Origin of the sequence: Paraclostridium sordellii (genome assembly GCF_000953675.1) — a bacterium.
In the GTDB taxonomy this organism is placed as follows: domain Bacteria; phylum Bacillota; class Clostridia; order Peptostreptococcales; family Peptostreptococcaceae; genus Paraclostridium; species Paraclostridium sordellii.
Genome location: NZ_LN679998.1, coordinates 1065253 through 1087402 on the forward strand (window position 1 = coordinate 1065253; position 22150 = coordinate 1087402).

The 22150-nt window shown below is 27.1% G+C and carries 21 protein-coding genes; 13 read left to right on the forward strand and 8 right to left on the reverse strand.

The features are described 5' to 3' along the window. The first annotated feature begins 38 nt into the window (after positions 1-38). The 6 genes from ATCC9714_RS05215 to ATCC9714_RS05240 all read left to right on the forward strand — a co-directional run bounded on the left by ATCC9714_RS05215 (position 39) and on the right by ATCC9714_RS05240 (position 5973). Positions 39-1175, forward strand: coding sequence for a 5-bromo-4-chloroindolyl phosphate hydrolysis family protein (locus ATCC9714_RS05215; RefSeq protein ID WP_057544654.1), 1137 nt, complete (start codon positions 39-41; stop codon positions 1173-1175). A gap of 27 nt (positions 1176-1202) precedes the next feature. Then, positions 1203-2351 (forward strand): toxic anion resistance protein, encoded by a 1149-nt coding sequence (locus tag ATCC9714_RS05220; RefSeq protein WP_057544655.1) that lies wholly within the window; start codon positions 1203-1205, stop codon positions 2349-2351. A gap of 309 nt (positions 2352-2660) precedes the next feature. Continuing rightward, positions 2661-2987, forward strand: coding sequence for a hypothetical protein (locus ATCC9714_RS05225; RefSeq protein ID WP_021123650.1), 327 nt, complete (start codon positions 2661-2663; stop codon positions 2985-2987). Positions 2988-3106: 119 nt separating this feature from the next. Beyond that, the gene (locus ATCC9714_RS05230) at positions 3107-4021 is read left to right on the forward strand and encodes an ABC transporter ATP-binding protein (RefSeq protein WP_057544656.1); all 915 of its coding nucleotides are present in this window, start codon (positions 3107-3109) and stop codon (positions 4019-4021) included. Next, positions 4021-5268: an ABC transporter permease gene (locus ATCC9714_RS05235; RefSeq protein ID WP_057544657.1), complete on the forward strand. Its 1248-nt coding sequence runs from the start codon at positions 4021-4023 to the stop codon at positions 5266-5268. Before ATCC9714_RS05230 ends, ATCC9714_RS05235 begins: the two co-directional genes overlap by 1 nt. 192 nt (positions 5269-5460) lie before the next feature. After that, positions 5461-5973: a DUF3189 family protein gene (locus ATCC9714_RS05240; protein WP_057544658.1), complete on the forward strand. Its 513-nt coding sequence runs from the start codon at positions 5461-5463 to the stop codon at positions 5971-5973. 45 nt (positions 5974-6018) lie between these two features. Here the strand turns inward: ATCC9714_RS05240 and ATCC9714_RS05245 are convergent, their stop codons facing one another. The 3 genes from ATCC9714_RS05245 to ATCC9714_RS05255 form a co-directional block, all read right to left on the reverse strand. After that, positions 6019-6171 carry a YvrJ family protein gene (locus tag ATCC9714_RS05245; RefSeq protein WP_021128501.1) on the reverse strand — a complete coding sequence of 51 codons (153 nt, stop codon included), beginning with the start codon at positions 6169-6171 and terminating at the stop codon, positions 6019-6021. Positions 6172-6334: 163 nt separating this feature from the next. Next, entirely contained in the window at positions 6335-6562 is a 228-nt protein-coding gene (locus ATCC9714_RS05250) for a DUF2922 domain-containing protein (protein ID WP_021123656.1), read from the reverse strand. 35 nt (positions 6563-6597) lie between these two features. Beyond that, positions 6598-6816, reverse strand: coding sequence for a DUF1659 domain-containing protein (locus ATCC9714_RS05255; RefSeq protein WP_021123657.1), 219 nt, complete (start codon positions 6814-6816; stop codon positions 6598-6600). 232 nt (positions 6817-7048) lie between these two features. Between ATCC9714_RS05255 and ATCC9714_RS05260 the strand changes: the two genes are divergently transcribed. Together ATCC9714_RS05260 and ATCC9714_RS05265 are read left to right on the forward strand one after the other, a co-directional pair. Then, positions 7049-7615 carry a TetR-like C-terminal domain-containing protein gene (locus tag ATCC9714_RS05260; RefSeq protein ID WP_021128498.1) on the forward strand — a complete coding sequence of 189 codons (567 nt, stop codon included), beginning with the start codon at positions 7049-7051 and terminating at the stop codon, positions 7613-7615. 201 nt (positions 7616-7816) lie between these two features. After that, a complete protein-coding gene (locus ATCC9714_RS05265) occupies positions 7817-9586 on the forward strand; it encodes an oleate hydratase (protein ID WP_057544659.1) in 1770 nt (589 codons plus the stop codon). A gap of 129 nt (positions 9587-9715) precedes the next feature. On the opposite strand, the gene ATCC9714_RS05270 is transcribed toward ATCC9714_RS05265, so the two are convergent. Further along, positions 9716-10387, reverse strand: a complete 672-nt coding sequence (locus ATCC9714_RS05270) for an N-acetylmuramoyl-L-alanine amidase family protein (protein ID WP_057544660.1) — start codon at positions 10385-10387, stop codon at positions 9716-9718. 543 nt (positions 10388-10930) lie between these two features. On the opposite strand from ATCC9714_RS05270, the gene ATCC9714_RS05275 reads away from it, so the two are divergent. Beyond that, positions 10931-12868, forward strand: coding sequence for an HsdM family class I SAM-dependent methyltransferase (locus ATCC9714_RS05275; protein ID WP_057544661.1), 1938 nt, complete (start codon positions 10931-10933; stop codon positions 12866-12868). Next, the gene (locus tag ATCC9714_RS05280; protein WP_057544662.1) at positions 12855-13880 is read left to right on the forward strand and encodes a restriction endonuclease subunit S; all 1026 of its coding nucleotides are present in this window, start codon (positions 12855-12857) and stop codon (positions 13878-13880) included. Before ATCC9714_RS05275 ends, ATCC9714_RS05280 begins: the two co-directional genes overlap by 14 nt. A gap of 361 nt (positions 13881-14241) precedes the next feature. Here ATCC9714_RS05280 and ATCC9714_RS05285 read toward each other — a convergent pair whose 3' ends face one another. The 3 genes from ATCC9714_RS05285 to ATCC9714_RS05295 form a co-directional block, all read right to left on the reverse strand. After that, positions 14242-14550 carry a nucleoside triphosphate pyrophosphohydrolase gene (locus ATCC9714_RS05285; RefSeq protein ID WP_057544663.1) on the reverse strand — a complete coding sequence of 103 codons (309 nt, stop codon included), beginning with the start codon at positions 14548-14550 and terminating at the stop codon, positions 14242-14244. A 20-nt stretch (positions 14551-14570) separates the two neighbouring features. Further along, the gene (locus ATCC9714_RS05290) at positions 14571-15614 is read right to left on the reverse strand and encodes an HNH endonuclease domain-containing protein (RefSeq protein ID WP_155485668.1); all 1044 of its coding nucleotides are present in this window, start codon (positions 15612-15614) and stop codon (positions 14571-14573) included. 66 nt (positions 15615-15680) lie between these two features. Continuing rightward, on the reverse strand, positions 15681-15911 hold the full coding sequence (locus ATCC9714_RS05295; protein ID WP_021123673.1) for a helix-turn-helix domain-containing protein: 231 nt from the start codon (positions 15909-15911) through the stop codon (positions 15681-15683). 244 nt (positions 15912-16155) lie between these two features. On the opposite strand from ATCC9714_RS05295, the gene ATCC9714_RS05300 reads away from it, so the two are divergent. From ATCC9714_RS05300 to ATCC9714_RS05310, 3 genes are all read left to right on the forward strand, one after another. After that, positions 16156-18609, forward strand: a complete 2454-nt coding sequence (locus tag ATCC9714_RS05300) for an AAA family ATPase (protein WP_057574297.1) — start codon at positions 16156-16158, stop codon at positions 18607-18609. Continuing rightward, positions 18581-20905: a DUF2357 domain-containing protein gene (locus tag ATCC9714_RS05305; protein ID WP_057544665.1), complete on the forward strand. Its 2325-nt coding sequence runs from the start codon at positions 18581-18583 to the stop codon at positions 20903-20905. The genes ATCC9714_RS05300 and ATCC9714_RS05305 overlap by 29 nt, the downstream gene beginning before the upstream one ends. A 140-nt stretch (positions 20906-21045) precedes the next feature. Then, positions 21046-21408, forward strand: coding sequence for an HIT family protein (locus ATCC9714_RS05310; protein ID WP_021123682.1), 363 nt, complete (start codon positions 21046-21048; stop codon positions 21406-21408). A 42-nt stretch (positions 21409-21450) separates the two neighbouring features. On the opposite strand, the gene ATCC9714_RS05315 is transcribed toward ATCC9714_RS05310, so the two are convergent. Continuing rightward, positions 21451-22116 (reverse strand): YkgJ family cysteine cluster protein, encoded by a 666-nt coding sequence (locus ATCC9714_RS05315; protein ID WP_057544666.1) that lies wholly within the window; start codon positions 22114-22116, stop codon positions 21451-21453. Positions 22117-22150 lie beyond the last annotated feature (34 nt).

Below are 22150 nucleotides of genomic sequence, written 5' to 3' on the forward strand. Positions count from 1 at the left end.
TTATGTTAATATAAGAAAAATAATCTGGAGGCAAGATAATGGATAAAAAAGATTTATCTAATTTAGAAGATCAAATTATGTCTACAGTTAGCAATGCATTAAAAGCAATAGATTTTGCTAATTTGAAAAAAGATATTAACGATAAAACTGAGAATACTTTAAACCAAGTTAAATCAAAATTTAATGGATATAGTGAAAAATATATGCGTTTAAATAAAAAAGCTAAAAACGATATATCAAAATATATTAGTAAAAGACCAGCTGGAAGTATGTCGGGAATACTTTATATATTATTTGGTATTAGTGGATGTTTAGTTTATGGTTCTTCAGTGTTGATATTTATAATATTTAAGATATTATTTGGTATGATAGGAAGCAACATTCTCTTTGTATCTGCATTTTTATTACTTGTAGTAAGTATAGGTTTATTACTAAGAGGAATAACTTTAAGAAAAAGAGTAAAACGTTTTAAGAAGTATGTAAGATTTATTGAGGACAATAATTATTTCTTAATTAAAGACCTAGCTAAATTTGCTAAAGAGAAAGATAGTTTTGTTGTTAAAGACCTAAGTAAAATGATTGATTTAGGTATGTTCTTAGAAGGTCATATAGATGAAGAAAAAACTTATTTTATGTTAAATGATGAAGTTTATAATGACTATTTAAACTTACAAAAGCAACAAATAGCTAAAGAAACTAATAATGAAAAATTAAATGAAGAAATAGAAAATTTAGAAAAAAATGAAGTAGAATCTACTATTAAGATAGGAAGAAATTATATTGAACAAATAAAAAATATAAGAAATGAGCTTTCTAAAGAAGAAATAGCTGTAAAGTTAGACAAATTAGGAAATATTTCAAACCAAATCTTAATTCAGGTTGAAAAAAATCCTAATAAGATACAAGAAGTTAATAAATTTATAAATCATTATCTTCCTATTACTATAAAATTAATTAATTCATACAAAGATATAAATAATCAATTAGTTCAAGGTGAGAATATAGAAAATGCTAAGATTGAAATTGAAAAGAGTATTGACCTTATTAATAGCGCCTTTGAAAATTTATTAGATGATTTATTTGAAGATGTTGTTTTAGATATTTCTACAGATATCTCTGTTCTTAAAACATTATTCAAACAAGAGGGACTAGCAGAAGATGATTTTAAAAAGTAATTTTTAAACAAAAGGGAGGCATAAAAAATGAGTGATGAATTTAAAGAAGGGTCTATTGACATAAAACCAGAATTAACTTTTCAACCATTTCAAGATGAAGTGATTGATTTAGGACTAAAAGAAGAAAAGGTAGAAGAAAAAATAGTTGATGAAATCCAACTTACAGAAGAAGAAAAAAAGATGGTTGATCAATTTGTAGATAAAATAGAAATAAAGGATTCAAATTCTATTTTACAATATGGGGTAGGTGCTCAAAAGAAAATTTCTGATTTTTCACAGTCAGCACTTAGTAATGTAAAAACTAAAGATTTAGGTGAAATAGGGGAAGTACTATCTAGTGTAGTTTATGAATTAAAGAACTTTGAAGACTCTGAAGATAAAAAAGGGATTTTAGGTTTCTTTAAAAAAGGTAAGGATAAGATTTCCCAAATGAAAATAAAATATGAGAATGTAGAAAATAACATTGGTAAAATGTGTAACATTCTTGAATCGCATCAAATACAACTTTTAAAAGATATCGCTATGCTAGATAAGATGTATGAAATAAATAAAGTATATTTTAAAGAACTTTCTATGTATATCTTAGCTGGGAAAAAGAAACTTCAAAAATTAGAAAAAGAAGAACTTCCTAAATTACAAGAAAAAGCAAAAAATAGTGGTAACCCTCAGGATGCTCAAGAATTAAATGATTTTGTTGCTCTTTGTAATAGATTTGATAAGAAAATTCACGATTTAGAATTAACTAAAATGATTTCTTTACAAATGGCTCCTCAAATCCGTTTAATTCAAAATAATGACTCATTAATGTCTGAAAAAATACAATCGACAATTATAAATACTATACCACTTTGGAAAAATCAAATGGTTTTAGCACTTGGAGTTGCCCATGCTGCTAATGCTGCAAAAGTTCAAAGAGAAGTAACAGATATGACAAATGAACTTTTACGTAAAAATGCAGAGATATTAAAAACTTCAACTATAGAAACTGCAAAAGAATCTGAAAGAGGAATTGTTGATATTGAAACACTTAAAGCTACTAATGAATCATTAATTTCAACTCTTGATGAAATACTTAATATACAAACAGAAGGACGTCAAAAACGTAGAGAAGCTGAAGAAGAATTAAGAAATATTGAAGAACAATTAAAAAATAAGCTTTTAGATTTTAGATATTAGTATACATTTAAACCGTATCATAAATAAATGATGCGGTTTTTTTAATTTTTGATAAAACTCTTTTTTAGTTTTAGTAGATGATTGTTATGATTATTAAATTTTAAGAAAATAGATGAAAAAAATATTGATTATAACAGTAAGTTAATAAATATAAATTATAGATAAAATTGTGGATAGTAGGAACATAAGGGTGAATGATAGGTTGATTGAGAATAGTTTGAAAGAAAAGTTTTTAATAAATATTTATATAAACAAGTAGTTCCCTTTTTGACAAAAATGAATATCATATACAGAGAGGAGTTGATAAAAATGAATTCAAATAAATCAAATTTAAATAGAAATTCAAATAGAAATGACAGTAATCTTCAAGATAAATGTAGAGAGTTAATGAATTATCATGTAGTTTTTACAATGAGAGATGGAAGTATGCTTGATGGTATCATTGAAGGTGTCGATGATGATAATGTTACTATGTTGATTGGAGAAGATATGGTAGAAGGAGAAGGTGAAGGGAATCAAAGACAATTTGGTCCTAGAAGATTTAGAAGATATAGAAGAAGAAGAATTCCGTTTTCTCGTTTAGTAGGTCTATCACTACTAGCATATCCTTTTATATTCCCACCATTTATATTCTAGATAAAATAATTAAAAAGACACATTTCTGTTTATTAATAGAAATGTGTCTTTTTAGTTGTAATATAAAGGTAGTTAATATACTATTATATGGAAATCATTTTTTAAAATAGGGGGAAAATATGAAGCTAGAAGTAAAAGAGCTAAGAAAAAGTTTTTCAGAAAACGAAGTACTACATGGCATATCATTTTCAGTTGAAAGTGGCAAGGCACTTGGATTATTAGGAAGAAATGGAGCAGGAAAAACTACAACAATTCGTATATTAATGGATGTTTTTAAAGCCAATTCAGGTGAAATATTGATAGATGGAAAGAAGTTTAAGCCAAGAGACTATCAAATTGGATACCTACCAGAAGAAAGAGGACTATATCCTAAAAAGAAAGTTACAGAACAAATAGTTTATTTAGCTCAGCTTAGAGGAATCCCAGCTAAGAAAGCAAAAGAAAGCGCAAAAATATGGCTTCAAAAACTAGGTATAGAAGAATACGCAAATAGAACATTAGATAGTTTATCAAAAGGAAATCAGCAAAAAGTTCAACTAGCACAAACCCTAGTATGTGACCCAGAAATAGTTATACTTGATGAGCCATTTAGTGGCTTAGACCCAGTAAATGCGCAAATACTTAAAGATACTGTTAGAGAATTAATAAGTAAAGAAAAAATAGTTATATTCTCTAGTCATCAAATGAGTTATGTCGAAGAATTTTGTGAAGAAATCGCTATAATAAATAAAGGTGAGATTGTATTAAGTGGAAATCTTAGAGAAATAAAAAAAGAATTCGGTAACAATAGATTAATATTAAGTGCAAATAACTTGTCACTAAATGATTTAGAATCTATATGCAAAGAGAAGTTTAACGATTTAGTAATTGTAAATGAGATTAAAAAAGATTATTTAGTATTAGAGTTACTTAACAGTACAACTAAAAATCAATTCTTAGAAAATATACTAAAAGAAAATATAGACATAGAAAAATTTGCTGTATATGAACCAGACTTAACAGATATATTTGTAAAGAAAGTAGGTAAAGAATAATGAAGCAATTTCTTACTGTATTAAAATTTGAACTTAGCAATTATTTTCAAAAGAAATCTTTTATAATAAGTACTGTAATAATTGCAGCAGCAATTGTAATAGGTCTATCCCTACCTAACTTTATAGATATGTCATCTATATTACCAGTAGGAGATAAAGCTAAATCAGAAAAGTCTGTAGATGAAGATAAAACTAACTTTGCAATATATGATAAAAATAATGTTATTCCTGATAAAAAAGAGTTAAATACTTATTTTAAAAACTCAAATTGGAAAGTTGTAAAAAACCAAGATGAATTAGATAAGTTAGTAAAAAATAAAGATGTAGAAGCAGGATTTAATGTAAAAAGTTTAACTGAGTATGATTATGTTGTTCAAAATACTAAGTTTAATGATGAAAATAAATACATATTTGATGAACTTTTGAAAAAAGAATATAGAGAAAATAAAATCACTAGTGAAGGAATAGATTTTAATAAGGTTGATTCAATTTATAACACTCAAGTGGTTTCAAATGTTGAAATATTAGGTAAAGACAGTGCTAATAATTACTTTTACGCATATATGTTAATTTTCATTATATATATGATGATAATAATGTATGGCCAATTAATTGCCATGGGTATAACTGCAGAAAAAAGTAATAGAGCAATAGAGGTATTAGTAACAAGTACAAATACAAATAATTTAATATTTGGTAAAGTCATTGCAGGTGCTATAGCAAGTATAGTGCAAGTTGGAGTAATAATGTCATCAGCGCTTATTGCATATAAGGTAAATAGTGACGTTTGGAATGGAATCCTAGATAATGTATTTAAAATACCTACAGAATTAATAGTTACATTTGCTATATTTGGAATATTAGGTTATTTATTCTATTCATTTATATTTGGAGCATTAGGAGCTTTAGTATCAAAGACAGAAGACATAGGCTCAAGTATTGGACCTATAGTAATGATATTTGTTGTAGTATTTTTTATTAGTATATACGGGTTAAATAATGGAGATAGTACACTAATAAAAGTTTGTTCATATATACCATTTTCATCTCCAATGACTATGCTAGTAAGAGTTGCAACAGGTTATGCTACATTAATGGAGTTTATAATATCTGCATTAATACTAATAGCATCAACAGTATTAGCAGGAATTGGTGGTGCTAAGATATATAGAATGGCTACATTAATGTATGGTAATCCAGTAAAATTAAAAAATGCATTAAAATGGCTTAAGGTAAAAGGTAATTAAAAAAACTTTTTAATATATAAAGTTAAAGGCTCTAGCAGTTTATACTAGAGCCTTTTTAAATCCAAATTTATTTTATTATAAAAATATTGAAGACCTTAGATATAACTTGTTAATATGTTGTTTAATTCCAAGATTTAAGGTATATACTACAATTATTAAAATAAAGTAAAAATAAGAAATTAGGTGATTTAAATGATATACATATACAATTGTTATGGAGGTACTCACTCATCTATTTTAGCAATGGCTTATCATTTAGAAATGTTAGATGAAACTCGAGAACCGACTAAGGATGAAATACTTAATTTACCTAACTTTAATAAGTTAGTATATGGAAATCGTGGAGAACTTTTTTATCATGGAAAAGATAAAGATGGAAACGAAGTATATACTATAGGAAGAGGTCGTTCAAAGGTATTAATTCCAGGATTATATAACTTAGCTTCTATGCTTCATAAACAAAAGGTATTAGATGAAAAAATTATATTTTCAAATACATCCCCAACTGTTCCATTACCAATGACATTTGGGGGACTATTTTCTAGGTGGCTAAAAATTGATTTTATAGGAGTACCTTTACTTGTAAAAGGAGCAAAAAAATCATATAAAGATATTATAAAACTTGTAAATCACACAAAGAAGGTAGCAAAGGAAGATACATCAGGGGTTATTATTTTAGATAACAAGGAATTTAAGAAAAAATAATTAATTAAAACATAAAAAAAGACAGGTTACTAAAGCCTGTCTTTTTTACTTAAACTTCATAATATTAATATTTTTACTAAGTTCATTAATACTATCAGATAAAGTCTGAAGCTTTCCCTCTATACGAATTAGTAAATACATACTAAGCGCAATAGGAAAACCAACAGAAGCAATAAGTGTTTGAATTTCCGAATTCATAAAAATACCTCCCTCATCATAATCTCCAAAAAAAGTAGTAAAGAATAAGGCAAAGGGAAAGGAGTTAGAGATTGTTGAAGAAACACTTAAAGACCGCCCTTTGGTCTTTGTGTGAATGAAACAACTCTAACTCCTTATCCCGAAGCCAACCATATCCTACTTACTACACAACTAAATCAAACTCAGTAGTATCTGTCACAACTACCTTAGCTTCAACAGTTTCTACTATATCAGCTCCATTAGGAACAAATATATTCTTCTCAACTATCATGTCCATAACCTTTTTTATCTCAGCTTCAGTTACATCTTCTCTAGGATCATCAACTGATATAGAAACAACTCTTCCCAAAGTATTCTTAAAAGACATTACCAACCTCTTTGTAGTTTCCATTAAAATACCTCCTTTCAAATAAATTTATTAGATAACTAATTCAAGATAGTATTATCTTGCTTATTTATCTCAAGTTCATCGTGAACTTGTAGGGATATAATAGCTCTTGCAACATCTAATGTATCTTGAGCCTGTGCATCTGGTTTTAAGTTAGAATAAGTTTTAGATTTTACAATAGTTCTACCATTATCATTAAGTCCACAATCTAGCTTTATCTTTAAAGCAGATGGATTTTTAGTTTCACTAACAGCCATGTGTTTCACCTCCTTTTGTATTGTTAAGATAATTATAGGGGGAAGGTATTTAAGCCATCAAAGAAAGTATTTGAAAAAAATATTTGAAAGAATAATTTGAAATAAAGGCATGTTTCAGGTTGAATCATAATATTATTGTGATAATTTGGGTAAAAAGAATAAAATAGTAAAAAATATTTGATAAAAAGGATATAAAAAAATTTATAAGTTTAAAATAATGGAGGTGATACAGATGTCTCAAATGACTAAAAAATCATTTGCTGCATCTTTGAAAAAAATGCTAGCACAAAAAACATTAGAAAAAATAAAAGTAATAGATATAACAGAAGATTGTGGAGTAAATAGACAGACATTTTATTATCATTTCAAGGATATTTACGATTTACTAGATTGGGTTTACACAGACGAAGCAACAAGAGCTTTAGATGGTAAAAAGACATATGATACTTGGCAACAAGGATTTGAACATATATTTGACTACATATTAGAAAATAAATCCTTTGTATTAAACACATTCAACTCTGTAAGTAGAGAACATCTAGAACGTTACTTATACAATGAAGCACAATTACTTCTTATGGGAGTAGTAGAAGAAAAAGCAAAAGATATGGCAGTTAGGGAAAAAGATAAAGAATTCATTGCAGATTTTTATAAATATGGATTTGTAGGACTTGTCCTTGAATGGATTAAAAAAGGAATGAAAGAAGACCCTAAAGATATTATTAAGAGATTAAATACATTAATTTGTGGAAATATAGAAGAGGCTTTAGAGCGATACAGAACAGATAAATGGGATTAGTACAAAAATAAATAAAAGCTATAAACTAGACAAATATTATCATTTGTCTAATTTTTTTACAGATTTATACATATGCTTAAAATTTTTACAAAACCTTAATATTGTCTATATAATAAAATCTTAAATGGGAATATTATATTAATGAACAAACTAATAAAGCTTTTACAATAAATAAGCTTTAAAGTATAGGGGATGACTTATATGTATTATAGTAATGGGAATTACGAAGCATTTGCACGTCCACTAAAACCTGAAGGTGTGGATAGAAAATCAGCATATTTAGTTGGAGCTGGTTTAGCATCTTTAGCTGCTGCATGTTTTTTAGTTCGTGATGGACAAATGAAAGGTGAACATATTCATATATTAGAAGAAATGGACATAGCAGGTGGAGCTTGTGATGGAATTGATAATCCTGAGAAGGGATTTATCATCCGTGGTGGACGTGAAATGGAAAATCACTTTGAATGCTTATGGGATTTATTTAGATCAATACCTTCAATAGAAACTGAAGGAATTTCTGTATTAGATGAATTTTATTGGTTAAATAAAAAAGACCCAAATTATTCTTTAATGAGGGCTACAGTTAACCGTGGAGAAGATGCTCACACAGATAGAAAATTTGGATTAACAGAAAAAGCATCTATGGAAATAATTAAATTATTTATGGCAAAAGAAGAAGACTTATATGATAAAACAATTGATGATGTATTTACAAAAGAATTCTATGAATCAAACTTTTGGCTATACTGGAGAACTATGTTTGCCTTTGAAGAGTGGCATAGTGCGGTTGAAATGAGAAGATACATCCAAAGATTTATTCATCATATTGGTGGACTTCCTGATTTTTCAGCTTTAAAATTTACAAAATATAATCAATATGAATCATTAATTTTACCTATGGTTAAATATCTAGAATCTAATGGCGTTCATTTTCAATATAATACAACTGTTACCAATGTAAAATTTGAAATAACAAAAGATAAAAAAGTAGCAAAACAAATTGTTTGCATTAAGGATGGAAAAGAAGAAACTATTGATTTAGTAGAAGATGACTTAGTATTTATTACAAATGGTAGCTGTACAGAAAATTCATCTTTAGGTGATGATGATCATGCACCAGTTTTAAACACTACTGAAGGTGGTTGCTGGAGACTTTGGAAAAACATAGCCGCACAAGATCCTTCTTTTGGTAGACCTGATAAATTCTGTACTGATATAAATAAAACTAATTGGGAATCTGCTACTATAACTACTTTAGATAATAAGATTCCACCATATATAGAAAAAATATGTAAACGTAACCCATTTAGTGGAAAAGTTGTTACAGGAGGAATTGTTACAGTTAAAGATTCATCTTGGCTAATGAGCTATACTTTAAACAGACAACCACATTTTAAAGCTCAACCAGATAATGAGCTTGTTGTATGGGTTTATGGATTATTTACTGATGTAGATGGAGATTTCATAAAAAAACCAATGAAAGAATGTACAGGATATGAAATTACTCAAGAATGGCTATATCACTTAGGAGTTCCAGTAGATGAAATTCCTGAGATGGCAAAAAAATCTGCTCATTGTATTCCTTGTATGATGCCATACATTACTTCATTCTTTATGCCAAGAACAGCTGGAGATAGACCAAAAGTAGTACCAGATAAAGCTGTTAACTTTGCATTTATTGGTCAATTTGCAGATACTGTCCGTGATACTGTATTTACAACAGAGTACTCTGTAAGAACTGCTATGGAAGCTGTATATACACTACTTGATGTTGACCGTGGAGTTCCTGAAGTGTTTAATTCTTGTTATGACATTAGGGTGTTACTTGACTCAACTTCTAAGATGATGGATGGTAAAAAACTAAAAGAAGTTAAGCTACCATTATTAGATAAAATTAAATTAGATATAATTAAGAAAGAAATTTCAGGAACTGTAATTGAAGAATTATTACAAAAATATAACTTAATATAAGTTGATTACGATTAGAAAATTTATATTAAATTTATAATAAAAATAGGAGTTAGAGATTGTTGATAAAACAATTCTAACTCCTATTTTTGTATTGTAATTATAGGGGGTAGCGTTTCACGAGGGGGGGGGTCAAATTATATAGGTATCTTTAAAACCTTTTGAAATAGCTTCATTTTTAATACGAGTAGCATTACTTTTATTCTTAAATGCACCTATACATACTTTATAAAGTTTGGAGTCAATCATATCGTCATCTAATACAATATCTTTTCCCACAAATGAAAGTAGCGTAGATGCTATTGTATCAGCTACATTTTTTATATAAGAGTCATTAGTACATAAGCTTTCTACTTCTGGGTTAGATATAAAGTCTATTTCTATAAGTAGTGCGGGCATTTTAGTATTTTTAAGTACTGAGAATTTTTTAGATTCTTTTACCCCACGATTAGGTGTGTTTAGATTAGTTGATAAATTTGATGATAGATTTTTAGCTAAATTATATAATTTACTGTTTGAGTCATATACCCAAGTTTCGCTTCCTTTTGCAGTTTTATTTGTAGATGAGTTCATGTGGATGCTAATAAAGTAGTCGCATGAATTTTTGTTTGCTTTATTGGTTCTGTATTCTAAGGAATAGAATGTGTCTGATTCACGAGTTGTCATTACTTTTTCTGAGTGTTTTTCAAGTTTGGATTTAACTAGCATACCAATTTTTAATACTGTATTACTTTCTTTTGTGTTATTAGATCCTAAAGCACCAGGATCTTTGCCTCCATGACCAAAGTCTAAATACCATTTCATATTTTACCTCCTAGGATTTATTGTTTAGGAAATATTATCATAGTAGGTGTGAAGTGGGACAATGTAGTATCTGAAAAATATAGTAAATATTAAAATATGAAGATCACATTAGTAAGTTTTAATTTAATGATATAATTAAGTTTAGGTAAAATGCATATGAGGAAACAAATGAAAAATATTAAGGTATAGATATGTGGAGAAGTTTATAAAAAATGTACTGAGTTCTATTTTTATAAGAGGTAGATAGGAGTATTATGAAGAATTTACTAAACGCTGTGAGGTTGAGGTGTATACATATGGATTAGCTAAGGACAAAAGAATCATAATACCAATGGAACTTATGTTTACATGCTTGAAGGAAAAAATTATTTAATACAAATAAGCATAGTAGAATGATGTAAATTTGAAATCATATAGATTTAATATAAGCTTTTATGTTAAATTATATATGTATTAAAAATTACAAGTATAAAATATATTAAATAAAAATGAATATGAATTAATATAATTAAAAAGTAAATTATGACATAGGAGTGTATAAAAATGGCGAAGAAAGAAGCTAAAACAGATTTATGGGTTTATAATATATTGAAAGAGGCACAGATTGAATTAGAACCTCAAGGAAGTTCGATTGTTGAGATTAATGATGCATTGAAAAGTGCTTCGAAAAATGGAACTGGAAACGTTGGATTTCCAGAATATGTAGGAGTAGTTAAAGATTTTTTAATTGTTATAGAAGATAAAGCTGACTTGTCAAAACATATTAAGCTAAATGATAAAGGTCTGATTAGTACTGATCAAAATGATATTAAAAATTATGCTGTTAATGGGGCTTTATTTTATGGTAAACATTTAGCAAAGCATACTACATATAAAAAAATAATTGCTTTTGGTATTTCAGGAATCGAAAAAAAACACAAGATTAGCCCAATTTACATTGATGAGACAGAATACTATAGAGAATTACCAGAAGTGGAGTCTTTTATATCTTTTAATGAACATAATATAGAAGAGTATTACACAAGAGAGATTTTAAAAGAATCTACAGATGAAGAAAAAGAAACTGTAGAGATTTTAAAAGATGCTGCAATATTACACGAAGACTTAAGAAATTATGGAAATCTTAAAGATATTGATAAACCATTGATTGTTTCAGGAATTTTGCTGGCATTAAGAGAATGTGAATTTAAAAACTTTTCAATAGATGATTTAACAGGTGATACTATTAAAACTGATGGACAAAAAATATATGATGCTATTTGTTCAAATTTAACAAGATCTAATGTCTCTCCTGATATTAAAAAAGATAAAGTGCTTAGTCAATTTGCAATTATCAAAGATACTAAGGTTTTAAATGAAGTCAATCAAAAGTTAAATAAAACACCTTTAAAACATTATACAGAGTTTCTAAATGAAAAGATTTATAAAAGTATAAAGTATACAAATTCTTCGGAGGATTACTTGGGAAGATTTTATGGAGAATTCATGTCTTATTCAGGTGGAGATGGACAAACACTAGGTATAGTTCTTACACCTAAGCATATTACAGACTTATTTTGTGATCTAGCAGAAATAAAATCTAATGATGTTGTTTTAGATCCATGCTGTGGAACTAGTGGATTTTTAATAGCAGCTATGCATCATATGTTAAAACAAACAGATAGTGAAATTGAGAGAAAGAATATTAAGCAAAAGCAACTTCATGGATTTGAATTACAACCGTATATGTTTACCATTGCAACTACAAATATGATTTTAAGAGGGGATGGTAAAAGTAATCTTATAAATGAAGATTTCTTGAAGCAAGATACAAATAAGTTACAATTAAAGCAATCAACATTGGGAATGATGAATCCTCCTTATTCACAAGGATCAAAACAAAATCCCGATTTATATGAACTATCATTTACTGAGCATTTACTTGATTCATTAACGGTAGGAGCAAAGTGTATTGTTATTGTGCCTCAATCATCTATGACAGGTAAAACAAAAGAAGAACAAAGTATAAAAGAAAATATATTTAAGAAGCACACGTTAGAAGGTGTTATAACTTTAAATAAAGATACATTTTATGGCGTTGGAACAATGCCATGTATCGCTGTATTTACGGCTGGAGAATCGCATCCTGCAAATAAAGAGTCAAAATTCATTGATTTTAGAGATGATGGATATAAAGTTAGTCCTCATATAGGATTAATAGAAACAGAGCAAGCAAAAGATAAAAAACAACATTTATTGGACGTTTGGTTTGATAGAATTGAATCAGAAACAAAGTTTTGTGTTAAAACAACTGTAGAAGCAACTGACGAATGGCTTCATAGTTTTTATTATTTTAATGATGAAATTCCAATAGATGAAGATTTTGAAAAAATAATTGGGGACTATTTATCATTTGAATTTTCAATGATAATGCAAAATAGGGAGTATTTATTCCAGGATACAGATAAGCAGAAGGAGAATGAAGAAAATGAAGTTAAGTAATAGAGAATGGAAGCCTTTTAAAATTGAAAAATTATTTGCTGTTAATAAAGGTATCTACTTAAATAACAAAAATATTATAGATGGGAATATTCCATATATTACAGCTACTTCTACAAATAATGGTATTAATGATTTTATTGGGAACGGGGTTCTATTTTCAAAAGATACAATAACGATTGAAAAAATTTCACTATCAGCATATTATCAGCCACATGATTATTATTGCTCGCATGATGTTTCTGTTATTCAAAATGAAAATCTTGACAAGTATATTTCTTTATTTGTTGCAACTATGATAAAAAGGCAAGGAATTAAATATTCTTATGGAAGACAAGCACAAATGAATGTTGTCAAGAGAGAAACTATATTCTTACCGGTAGACGACAGTAATAATCCAGATTGGAGTTTTATGAGAGATTATATAAAAAAACACTATGAAGACAAAGAAAAGGCATATGAAAAATATGTAAAAGAAGTGGTTAAAACAATTAAATATAAATCAATAGTTCCTTTAAACGAAAAAACTTGGGAAGAATTCTTTTTAACAGATTTATTCCCGGTTATTAAAAGGGGTAAAAGACTTACAAAAGCGAATCAAATTGATGGGAATATTCCTTACATATCTTCAACTTCTTTAAATAATGGAGTTGATAATTATATATCTAATGATAAAAATGTTAGGAAATTTTCTGACTGCCTGACAATTGCTAATAGTGGGAGTGTAGGAGCAAGTTTTTATCAACCATTTGAATTTATTGCAAGTGATCATATAACGCATTTAAAAAATGATGATATGAACAAATATGTATATTTATTCATTGCTACTTTAACAAGTAGATTATCTGGAAAATACAATTTTAACAGAGAAATCAATGATAAAAGAATCTCTAGAGAAAAGATCGTATTGCCTATTAATAAGTTAGGAAATCCTGATTATGAATATATGGAACAATATATAAAAAATATAATGATAGACAAATATGAGCAATATAATCTAAAAAATAATAATTAACTTCTTTTATATATTTAAAAGTTTATTAGATAAGGTAGGTTTAATATAAGTTTGATAAAGATAGTATACTAAATTAAAATGTAAGTATTATTTTTTATATGAAATGATAAATTGATAGAAATGAAAAGAATATATTTAGAGATATTTAAGAAAAGCGATAGCATATGATAGAAAAATAATGAATAATATGCAAATTTTTAGATTTAATATTAATAGGATAAGGTATTGTGGATATATTAATTATAAAAGTTAATTTAGAATATTTAAATAAGTTATATCATTAAATTTGTAAAAAATATAAAGTTTTATAACTATAAAACTTTATATTTTTTTATTTAAACTTATTATAAGACTAAATATATTAATAAGTTTTTTTCAATATTAAATTATCTTCAAATCCACCACGCTCTAACTTCTTCTCATTCCTTCTACTTAAAACCTCATCCTCACTATAACCATACTTAGACCCAATAGCAAATAATACCTCTAAACAATCAGCAATCTCATCAAGATTCTTATCCTCTAAAAGCTCACCAACTTCTTCATTAAGCTTCTTATAAAGATACTCTAGAGCCACCTCATCACTAACAACCTCTATCTCACACTTATTTCCACTAGCCTCTATAATCTCAGGAATTCTATCCCTAACCAACTTATCATAAACCTTCATAAAAACACCTCCAAATAAAATTATTCAAAAATAATAGATGGTCTCCAAGTAACAAATAATTTACCTAAAGCTAAATTATATCTATCATTTAAATATGTACGCCTACTTTCTCGACTTTTACCAGTCTGATTAATAAGAGTCTCTTTAAGTGGATGATCACTACCTATAAAATACTCATTCCTATCATATAACTTCTTAAGATAAGGGTCAAAATCAGCAAGCTTTGCAAACTTACCATTTTCCCCTCTATTACAACTCTTACAACTTAAAACAAGATTCCAAACACCATTAATATTAATATCCTCATCAACACTTTGTTGAAGAGTATGAGGTATAAAATGATCAACATCACACAAATTATCACTATTAGGATCAACACTAATAGGAGCGCCACAATAAAAACACTTACCTCTTTGATAACCATTTAAAGCATCTCTACAAGAAGTTATATCAATCCTTCTACCAAGTTTATTATCAGTAATAAATAATGAATTATCAATATTATCAAAAGAAACATTTAAAAGAGCAGGATTAATACTTAAAGACCAAGCATTTTCAACTAAATTCCATCTAGCTTCTGTTTCAATAAATAAATTATCAAGTGAACTATTTTCATTAATCTTATATAAATTATCAGTTAAAACAATTCCCTTAACCTTATCACGAGTAGTAACCTCATAAAACTTAGTATCTAATTCAGCTCCATTTACATTATGAAATCTATCAATAACATTTTGAAATGGATTACTAAGTGTTAACTTTACAAGATCATCAATATCACAATCATTTGAATTATACTTTTTAAAAGCATCAAAGTATTTACTAGAATTAGAAGTTATTTGCTTATTACCATTTAAAACATGTTCATTAGTATACTTTATAAATGGAATTGCCAAATCCTTTAAAGAAATAAAGTCAGTTCCATTTGAAGCAAGCTCTATTATTGATTTACCAAGAGCAAATTTATATGTAGCTGCGTTTTTACCAAATAATACTATACCTCTAAAGTATGAATCTAGGGTAGGCTGATCTATTATAAATTGATCAACTATAACTTTACTCAAAACATCACCTCTTAACTAAAAGTTTAAAAATATAAAAAATGCTCACTAACATAGAGAGCACTTAAGTTAAATTTCAATATCTTTGTATAAATCTAAAATGCTAACTTTTAAAGCTTTTGAAAAATACACAAGCTCGTAATCATAAACTTCTCTATTGTGATTTTCTATTCTTGATAAAGAAGTACGATCTAAATCTAGTCCAAGTAAATTTAATTGAGCTATAAGTTGCTCCTGTGAAAGATTGTTATGTTTTCTAATATTTTTTAAGTTTGTTCCTATTAAATTTCTTTTTTTCATAAAAGCTAATCCTTTCACATTGATGTATGAGTGTATTCTAAAATATTTAGAAAGGTTATATTGTGAGGTAAACTCACAAAAGACTTATTTTTAGAAATGATTGCCATATTATTGAAAAAATAGTCATCTATGGTATATTTGAATTAGAATGTTTAAAGATCAAAATAAAAAATGTTCATATATAGATAAAAGGAAATACAAGGAAGATTGAGTAATAAATTAGATTATAAGTAGGAGTATTATTATGAAAAAAACAGTACAGTTTTTAAGTGAAATAGAAAAACTAATAAGAGAAAAAACTGATTATAAAGCCAATTATACTGGAGATCGAAATTGTTTCGGTGGGAAAAATATATTAGGAAATCATATAAAATTTGTATTTGGAGTTAACCCTAAAAATAATAAATTAGTAATTAGTTTAGAATCTAGTGTAAATGAAGGCTCTAGACTAATAAAAGAAATATATGTAAATAGAAGAAATGAATTAGCAAACTTAGGATACAAAATAGATTTATCCAAAGGTGTAAAAAATAAAGAGTGGACAAGATTAGAGATAATAATAGATATAGATGATTTAGAGAATATAATCAATTATACAGATGTATATTTACAAGTGTTTTTAAAATATAAAGGTATAGTAGAAGATTATATAATAAATAAAAAAGAAACATGGATATTTCAAGGAAATCCAATATATGAACAAAAATTTGATTTTAATAAAGACCTAATTAAGGATAAAAATGTATCATGGAGTATAAAGAAGAAATACCATGTAGATAGAATTAAGCTTAATGATGAAGTTTATATATGGAGATCAGATGGGAACGAAAAAGGTACTGGAGGAATTGTTGCATATGGAGTTATTTCAAGTAAGCCATATGAAGTTAATAATAATTATTTAGTCGATGTAAAGATAGACGAAGTAAGATTAACCGAATATAATCATATGATGAAGCGAATAGATATGAAAGATGATGTTATATTATCTGAATTGCTAATAATAAAGCAACCAAATGGAACAAATTATAAATTACAAGATCATGAAGCTAGGTATATAAAAGAGATATGGCAAGGTCATAGAAATTATAAAAGTATTGAAGATGTAAGTTATTGGACTATGGGATTAGGTAAAAATGCTGAGTATTGGGATGAATGTAGAAATGATGAGGAGATATTAATTGGCTGGGATTACTTAGGAAATTTAAATAAATATAAAAGTAAAGATGAAATAACTAAAGCTATAAAGGAGCATGACAAAAAAGAAGTTAATCCAACAAATAATTCATTAGCTGTATACCAGTTTTTAAAGGAAATTCAGATAGGAGATATTGTTGTAGCTAAGCAAGGAAAAAGTTTTATATTAGGGTATGGAATAGTTGTATCTGATTATATGTATTACGAGGATAAAAAAACATGGAATCATTCTAGAAAAGTAAAATGGATAAAAACAGGTAAATGGAATTTAAGTTCTAATTCTAATAATTCCTTTGCAATAAAGGTATTAACCAATATAACTCAATATAAAGATTTTATAGAAGAGATATTTAAAATTATAAATGGAGAATATGGTGATGTTGATACCGAACAATTAGATATAGAAAAAATAGAATATATACCAGAGGATACACCAACAATAATAAACCAAATATATAACTACATACAAAATCAAGGATATGCATACACACAAGATCAACTATCAAACCTATTCCTAAGTCTAAAAACAAAACCATTTGTAATACTAGCAGGAATAAGTGGAACAGGTAAATCAAAAATAGTACGCCTATTTTCAGAAGCAATAGGAGCAACAACAGAAAATAAACAGTTCAACATGATATCAGTAAGACCAGATTGGAATGATGGAACAGAACTTATGGGGTATAAAAATTTAAATGATGATTTTATAGATGGTAGTTTAACAAAGATAATAAAAGAAGCATCAAAACCAGAAAATAAAAACAAACCATACTTTGCATGCTTAGACGAAATGAATCTAGCAAGAGTAGAATACTACTTAAGTGATTATCTAAGCATAATAGAAAGTAGAAAAAAAGTAGGACAAGACATAATAACAGACTCAGAACTACAAATACCAGATAATATATACCTAATAGGAACAGTAAACATGGACGATACAACATTTACATTCAGTAGAAAAGTACTAGACAGAGCTAATACAATAGAATTTTCAGATGTAAATCTAGAAAATCTATTTGAAGAAATTACAGAAGAAGAAATAACTCCTATAAAAGTAGATAATAGATTTTTAAAAACAACATATTTAAAAACTATGGATATAGAAGAAGAGTATAGAGAATATGCAAAAGAAATAAATAAAAAAATTATTGAGATAAATAACATACTAAAACAATCTCAAAAACAATTTGCATACAGGGTAAGAGATGAAATACTATTTTATATGATAGAAAACAAGAAGTCAGAGTTACTAAATGAAGATGTAGCGTTTGACTATCAAATAATGCAAAAAATACTTCCAGCAATAACAGGAAGTGAACAATCTATAGCGCAAGTACTAATAGATCTATTCAACTTTACATGTGAAGGTAAAGTAATAGATGACATAGACATAGAAGAAGCACAAAAACATATAGAAAGTGCAAAATATAAAAAGAGTGCACAAAAAATAGTATATATGCTAAAGGGGTATCAAAATGATGGCTACATTAGTTACTGGTACTAATAAAGATATATTAAAAATATGTACAGAAGAATTTAGTATATATATTTCAGGGAATAGTGAAAATAAGAAGTTTAGAGCGACTAATAACAATAAAAATATATCTTCATATTTAGGAATAATATCTAATTATGAAGATACAAAAACATACACTATAAATAATTTTTCTGAGTTAGAGCTAAATGATGATAGTAGTATGTTACCTAGTTTTTTTGAAGATGGAATTTATGATATATATTTAGAGAATGAAACTAAAGATATGTTTGAAATATATCATGAGGATAAAGAAATAAGAGAAAATTTAGTTTATAGAGGTAAAAATATTTATGGATCATTTAGATTCAATGGAGATATAGGACATTCAACCTTTAAAGTCTTTAAGAATAAAACTGAGGTTTTAAGTTTTACAATACAAGTATTTCCAACTAAATTAGATTACATGGATGATTATAATAAAATTTTAAGTGATATAAATGAAGAAGTTAACTCTCTAGTTTGTGAGTTTATATCTAAGACTTTTTCTAACGTAGAAATTAAAGATGTAAATAACCAAACAAATTTAGAGTTTATAGTTATATTAACTAATATATTCGATAAGTTAGAAAGAGCTATAAAAAGGATTGAAAGACATCCTAAACATGGTGTTTTGACTGAATATAATTTAAAGGATAAACATAGAAGTAAATCTATATCTACAAAAGAAACTATAAAGCTTTGGAGAAAAGGTAAAAGTAGAGATAAAGTTATAGAAGTTAAGAAAAAAACTACTTTAGATATTTATGAAAATCAATATGTTAAACACATGATTAAAAGAATCTTAAACAAGATAAGTCATGTAAAGTGCGAGGTACAAAATAAAAAAGGTATAGATAATATTTATTATAAGAAGCTTAAATTATTTGAAGGTAAGCTTAGTTTTCATTTGAATACTTTTTATAAAGAGATTAGTGATATAAGTGGAAAGAGATCTATGTCATTAGTTTTTAAAATGGCAAGTGGATACAAAGAAGTGTATTTCTATTATTCACTTTTATCAAAGGGATTAGATATTTGTAAAGGATTGTATGATATAAGCCACAAAAAGTTATGGAATTTATATGAGATATGGTGCTATATAAAGATTCATAATATTATTAAAGAGCTAGGATATACTCCTAGAAATTCATCTATTATACAAACGACATCTAATGGTATTACATTATCACTTATGCAAAGTAAGAAAGCTAAATGTATTTATGAAAATAATAATGGAAATAAGGTAGAGCTTTGGTACAACAAGCCATACTATGGACTTCCTACAACAAATCAAAGACCTGATACAGTGTTGTGCTTAAAAGGTGATAGATTTAAGGATAGAGTTTATATATTTGATGCTAAGTATAGATTATACATTGATAAAAATGGAGTTATAGGACCTATGGAAGATGATATAAATGTGATGCATAGATATAGGGATGCTATTGTAAGCCATAGCAAAGATATTGATAGCTTTAAGTATGAAACATTTGGAGCATATGTAATGTTTCCATGTAGTGATGAAGAAAATTTTAAAAATCACCAATATTACAATAGTATAGATAAAGTCAATATAGGAGCATTACCAATGCTTCCAGGATCAACGAGTCTTATGAAAAAGCATATATGTAAAATCTTAAATGAGTCATACGTAGAAGCCATAAATAATAATCCAGTTTTTGATGAAGAAGATGATTATTATAAATTTAAAAATAAAAATATAATGATAGTAAATGCAAAGGATAAAATCCATTTTGAAAAATATAAAGAAAATTGCTTCTATCATATTCCTAAGAAAACTTTATCAAAGGTAAGATTAGGAATTGATTATATAGCATTTTATCAGCCTAAAACTACTTTTAAAGAAGAAAGCGGAATATATTACTTTGCTAAGATCAAGGATATTATAGAGTATAAAAGAGGAGAATGTTTAGAACTTACGTGTGAAAAAAGTAAAGAGTTAGATGAATACATAAGATTTGAATTAGAAGAACTTGTAAAAATAGGACCTATATCAAGTGTTGAGTATGGGCCAGTTAATGTTAATTATACTACTATGTATTTATTAAATAATGCTACAACAATGCATGAACTATATATGAAAGATAGAAAAGAAATTAAGTTATATAAAATTTTAAAACACATATCTGTAAATAAAAATTTAAAATTAATAAAAGATAAAGATGGATTTTATATAGGTAAAAACTTAGTAAAACCACATAGTGATAATAAGATATATGTAAATGAAGAGATAGTATATATTAAAGATTTTGAGAAAATGTAATTACATATATAAATTAGTGGTGTTAATAGATTTTTATAATAACATAAATATAAATAGTAAAGATAGGTTATCGTGAAACACGACAACCTATCTATAACCCCCTCGTGTTTTACGAGGTAGGGGTAAGAAAGGAGTAAATTATGAATTGTATATTTTGTGATATGAAAGATTATATTTTAGAAAATGATTTAGCCTATGCTATATTTGACAAATTCCCAGTAAACAAAGGGCATATGTTATTTATCCCAAAACGTCATATAAAAGACTTTTTTGACATAACAAAAGAAGAAAGAGAAGCAATATTTTCTCTTATAGATGAAGGAAAAAAACTACTAGATGAAAAATACTCACCAGATGGATACAACGTAGGAGTAAACTGTGGGGAAGTATCAGGACAAACTGTAATGCATGTTCATGTTCACCTAATCCCAAGATACTTTGGAGATACAAATTGTCCCAAAGGTGGGGTAAGAGGGGTAATACCTGATAAAATGAAATATTAGAGAAAAACCCCTAAGCCTTTACGACCTAGGGGTTTTTAAAATTTAAATAATTCCTAATCTATTTTTTATACTAGGTAAACACTGTAAAAATACAGAATAAAAATTCTTTCCTTCTTCTATATCAATATGATAACAGCTATCTAATAGAATTTGATTAATTTCCTCAATTTCTTTTTCATCTCTCACAAACTTTAAACGAAAAGCTAATGCCTTAGTAAGCTTATACCACTCTAAAATAAATTCTTTATTTTCATCATAGTTTTCAATTCCTACCCAATCGCTGACCTTAACATCTTTTAAATCCTCTTTAGGACAATTACCTATTTGTAAAAAGTATTTAAAATCATTATCTTGGTACACTCTTCCAAGAGGAAACATACGACAAATATTTGGTCGTTTAGAATGGATTATGCATCTACCTTTTTCATTTAAAAAGCTGCATCTATTATTATCTTGCATTTTTAAATATGGTAGTAAGATTTTATTATTTTGACGAAGTTCAATCTTATCTCCTAGCAAATCATCGAAAGTAACACCTAAACAATTTACTATTTCATAAACATCAAAAGGTGTAAGGACAACTAGATCTCCAACATCTAAACAACAGTCATTACATCCATTACAGCCACATGTATCTGCTTTTACCATGTCTTCAATATCATATAATTTTCCATCTGAAATTTTATCTAGTATGTTTGTAGATTTCATATATTTTAATCCTCATCTCCTATTCATATTTTAT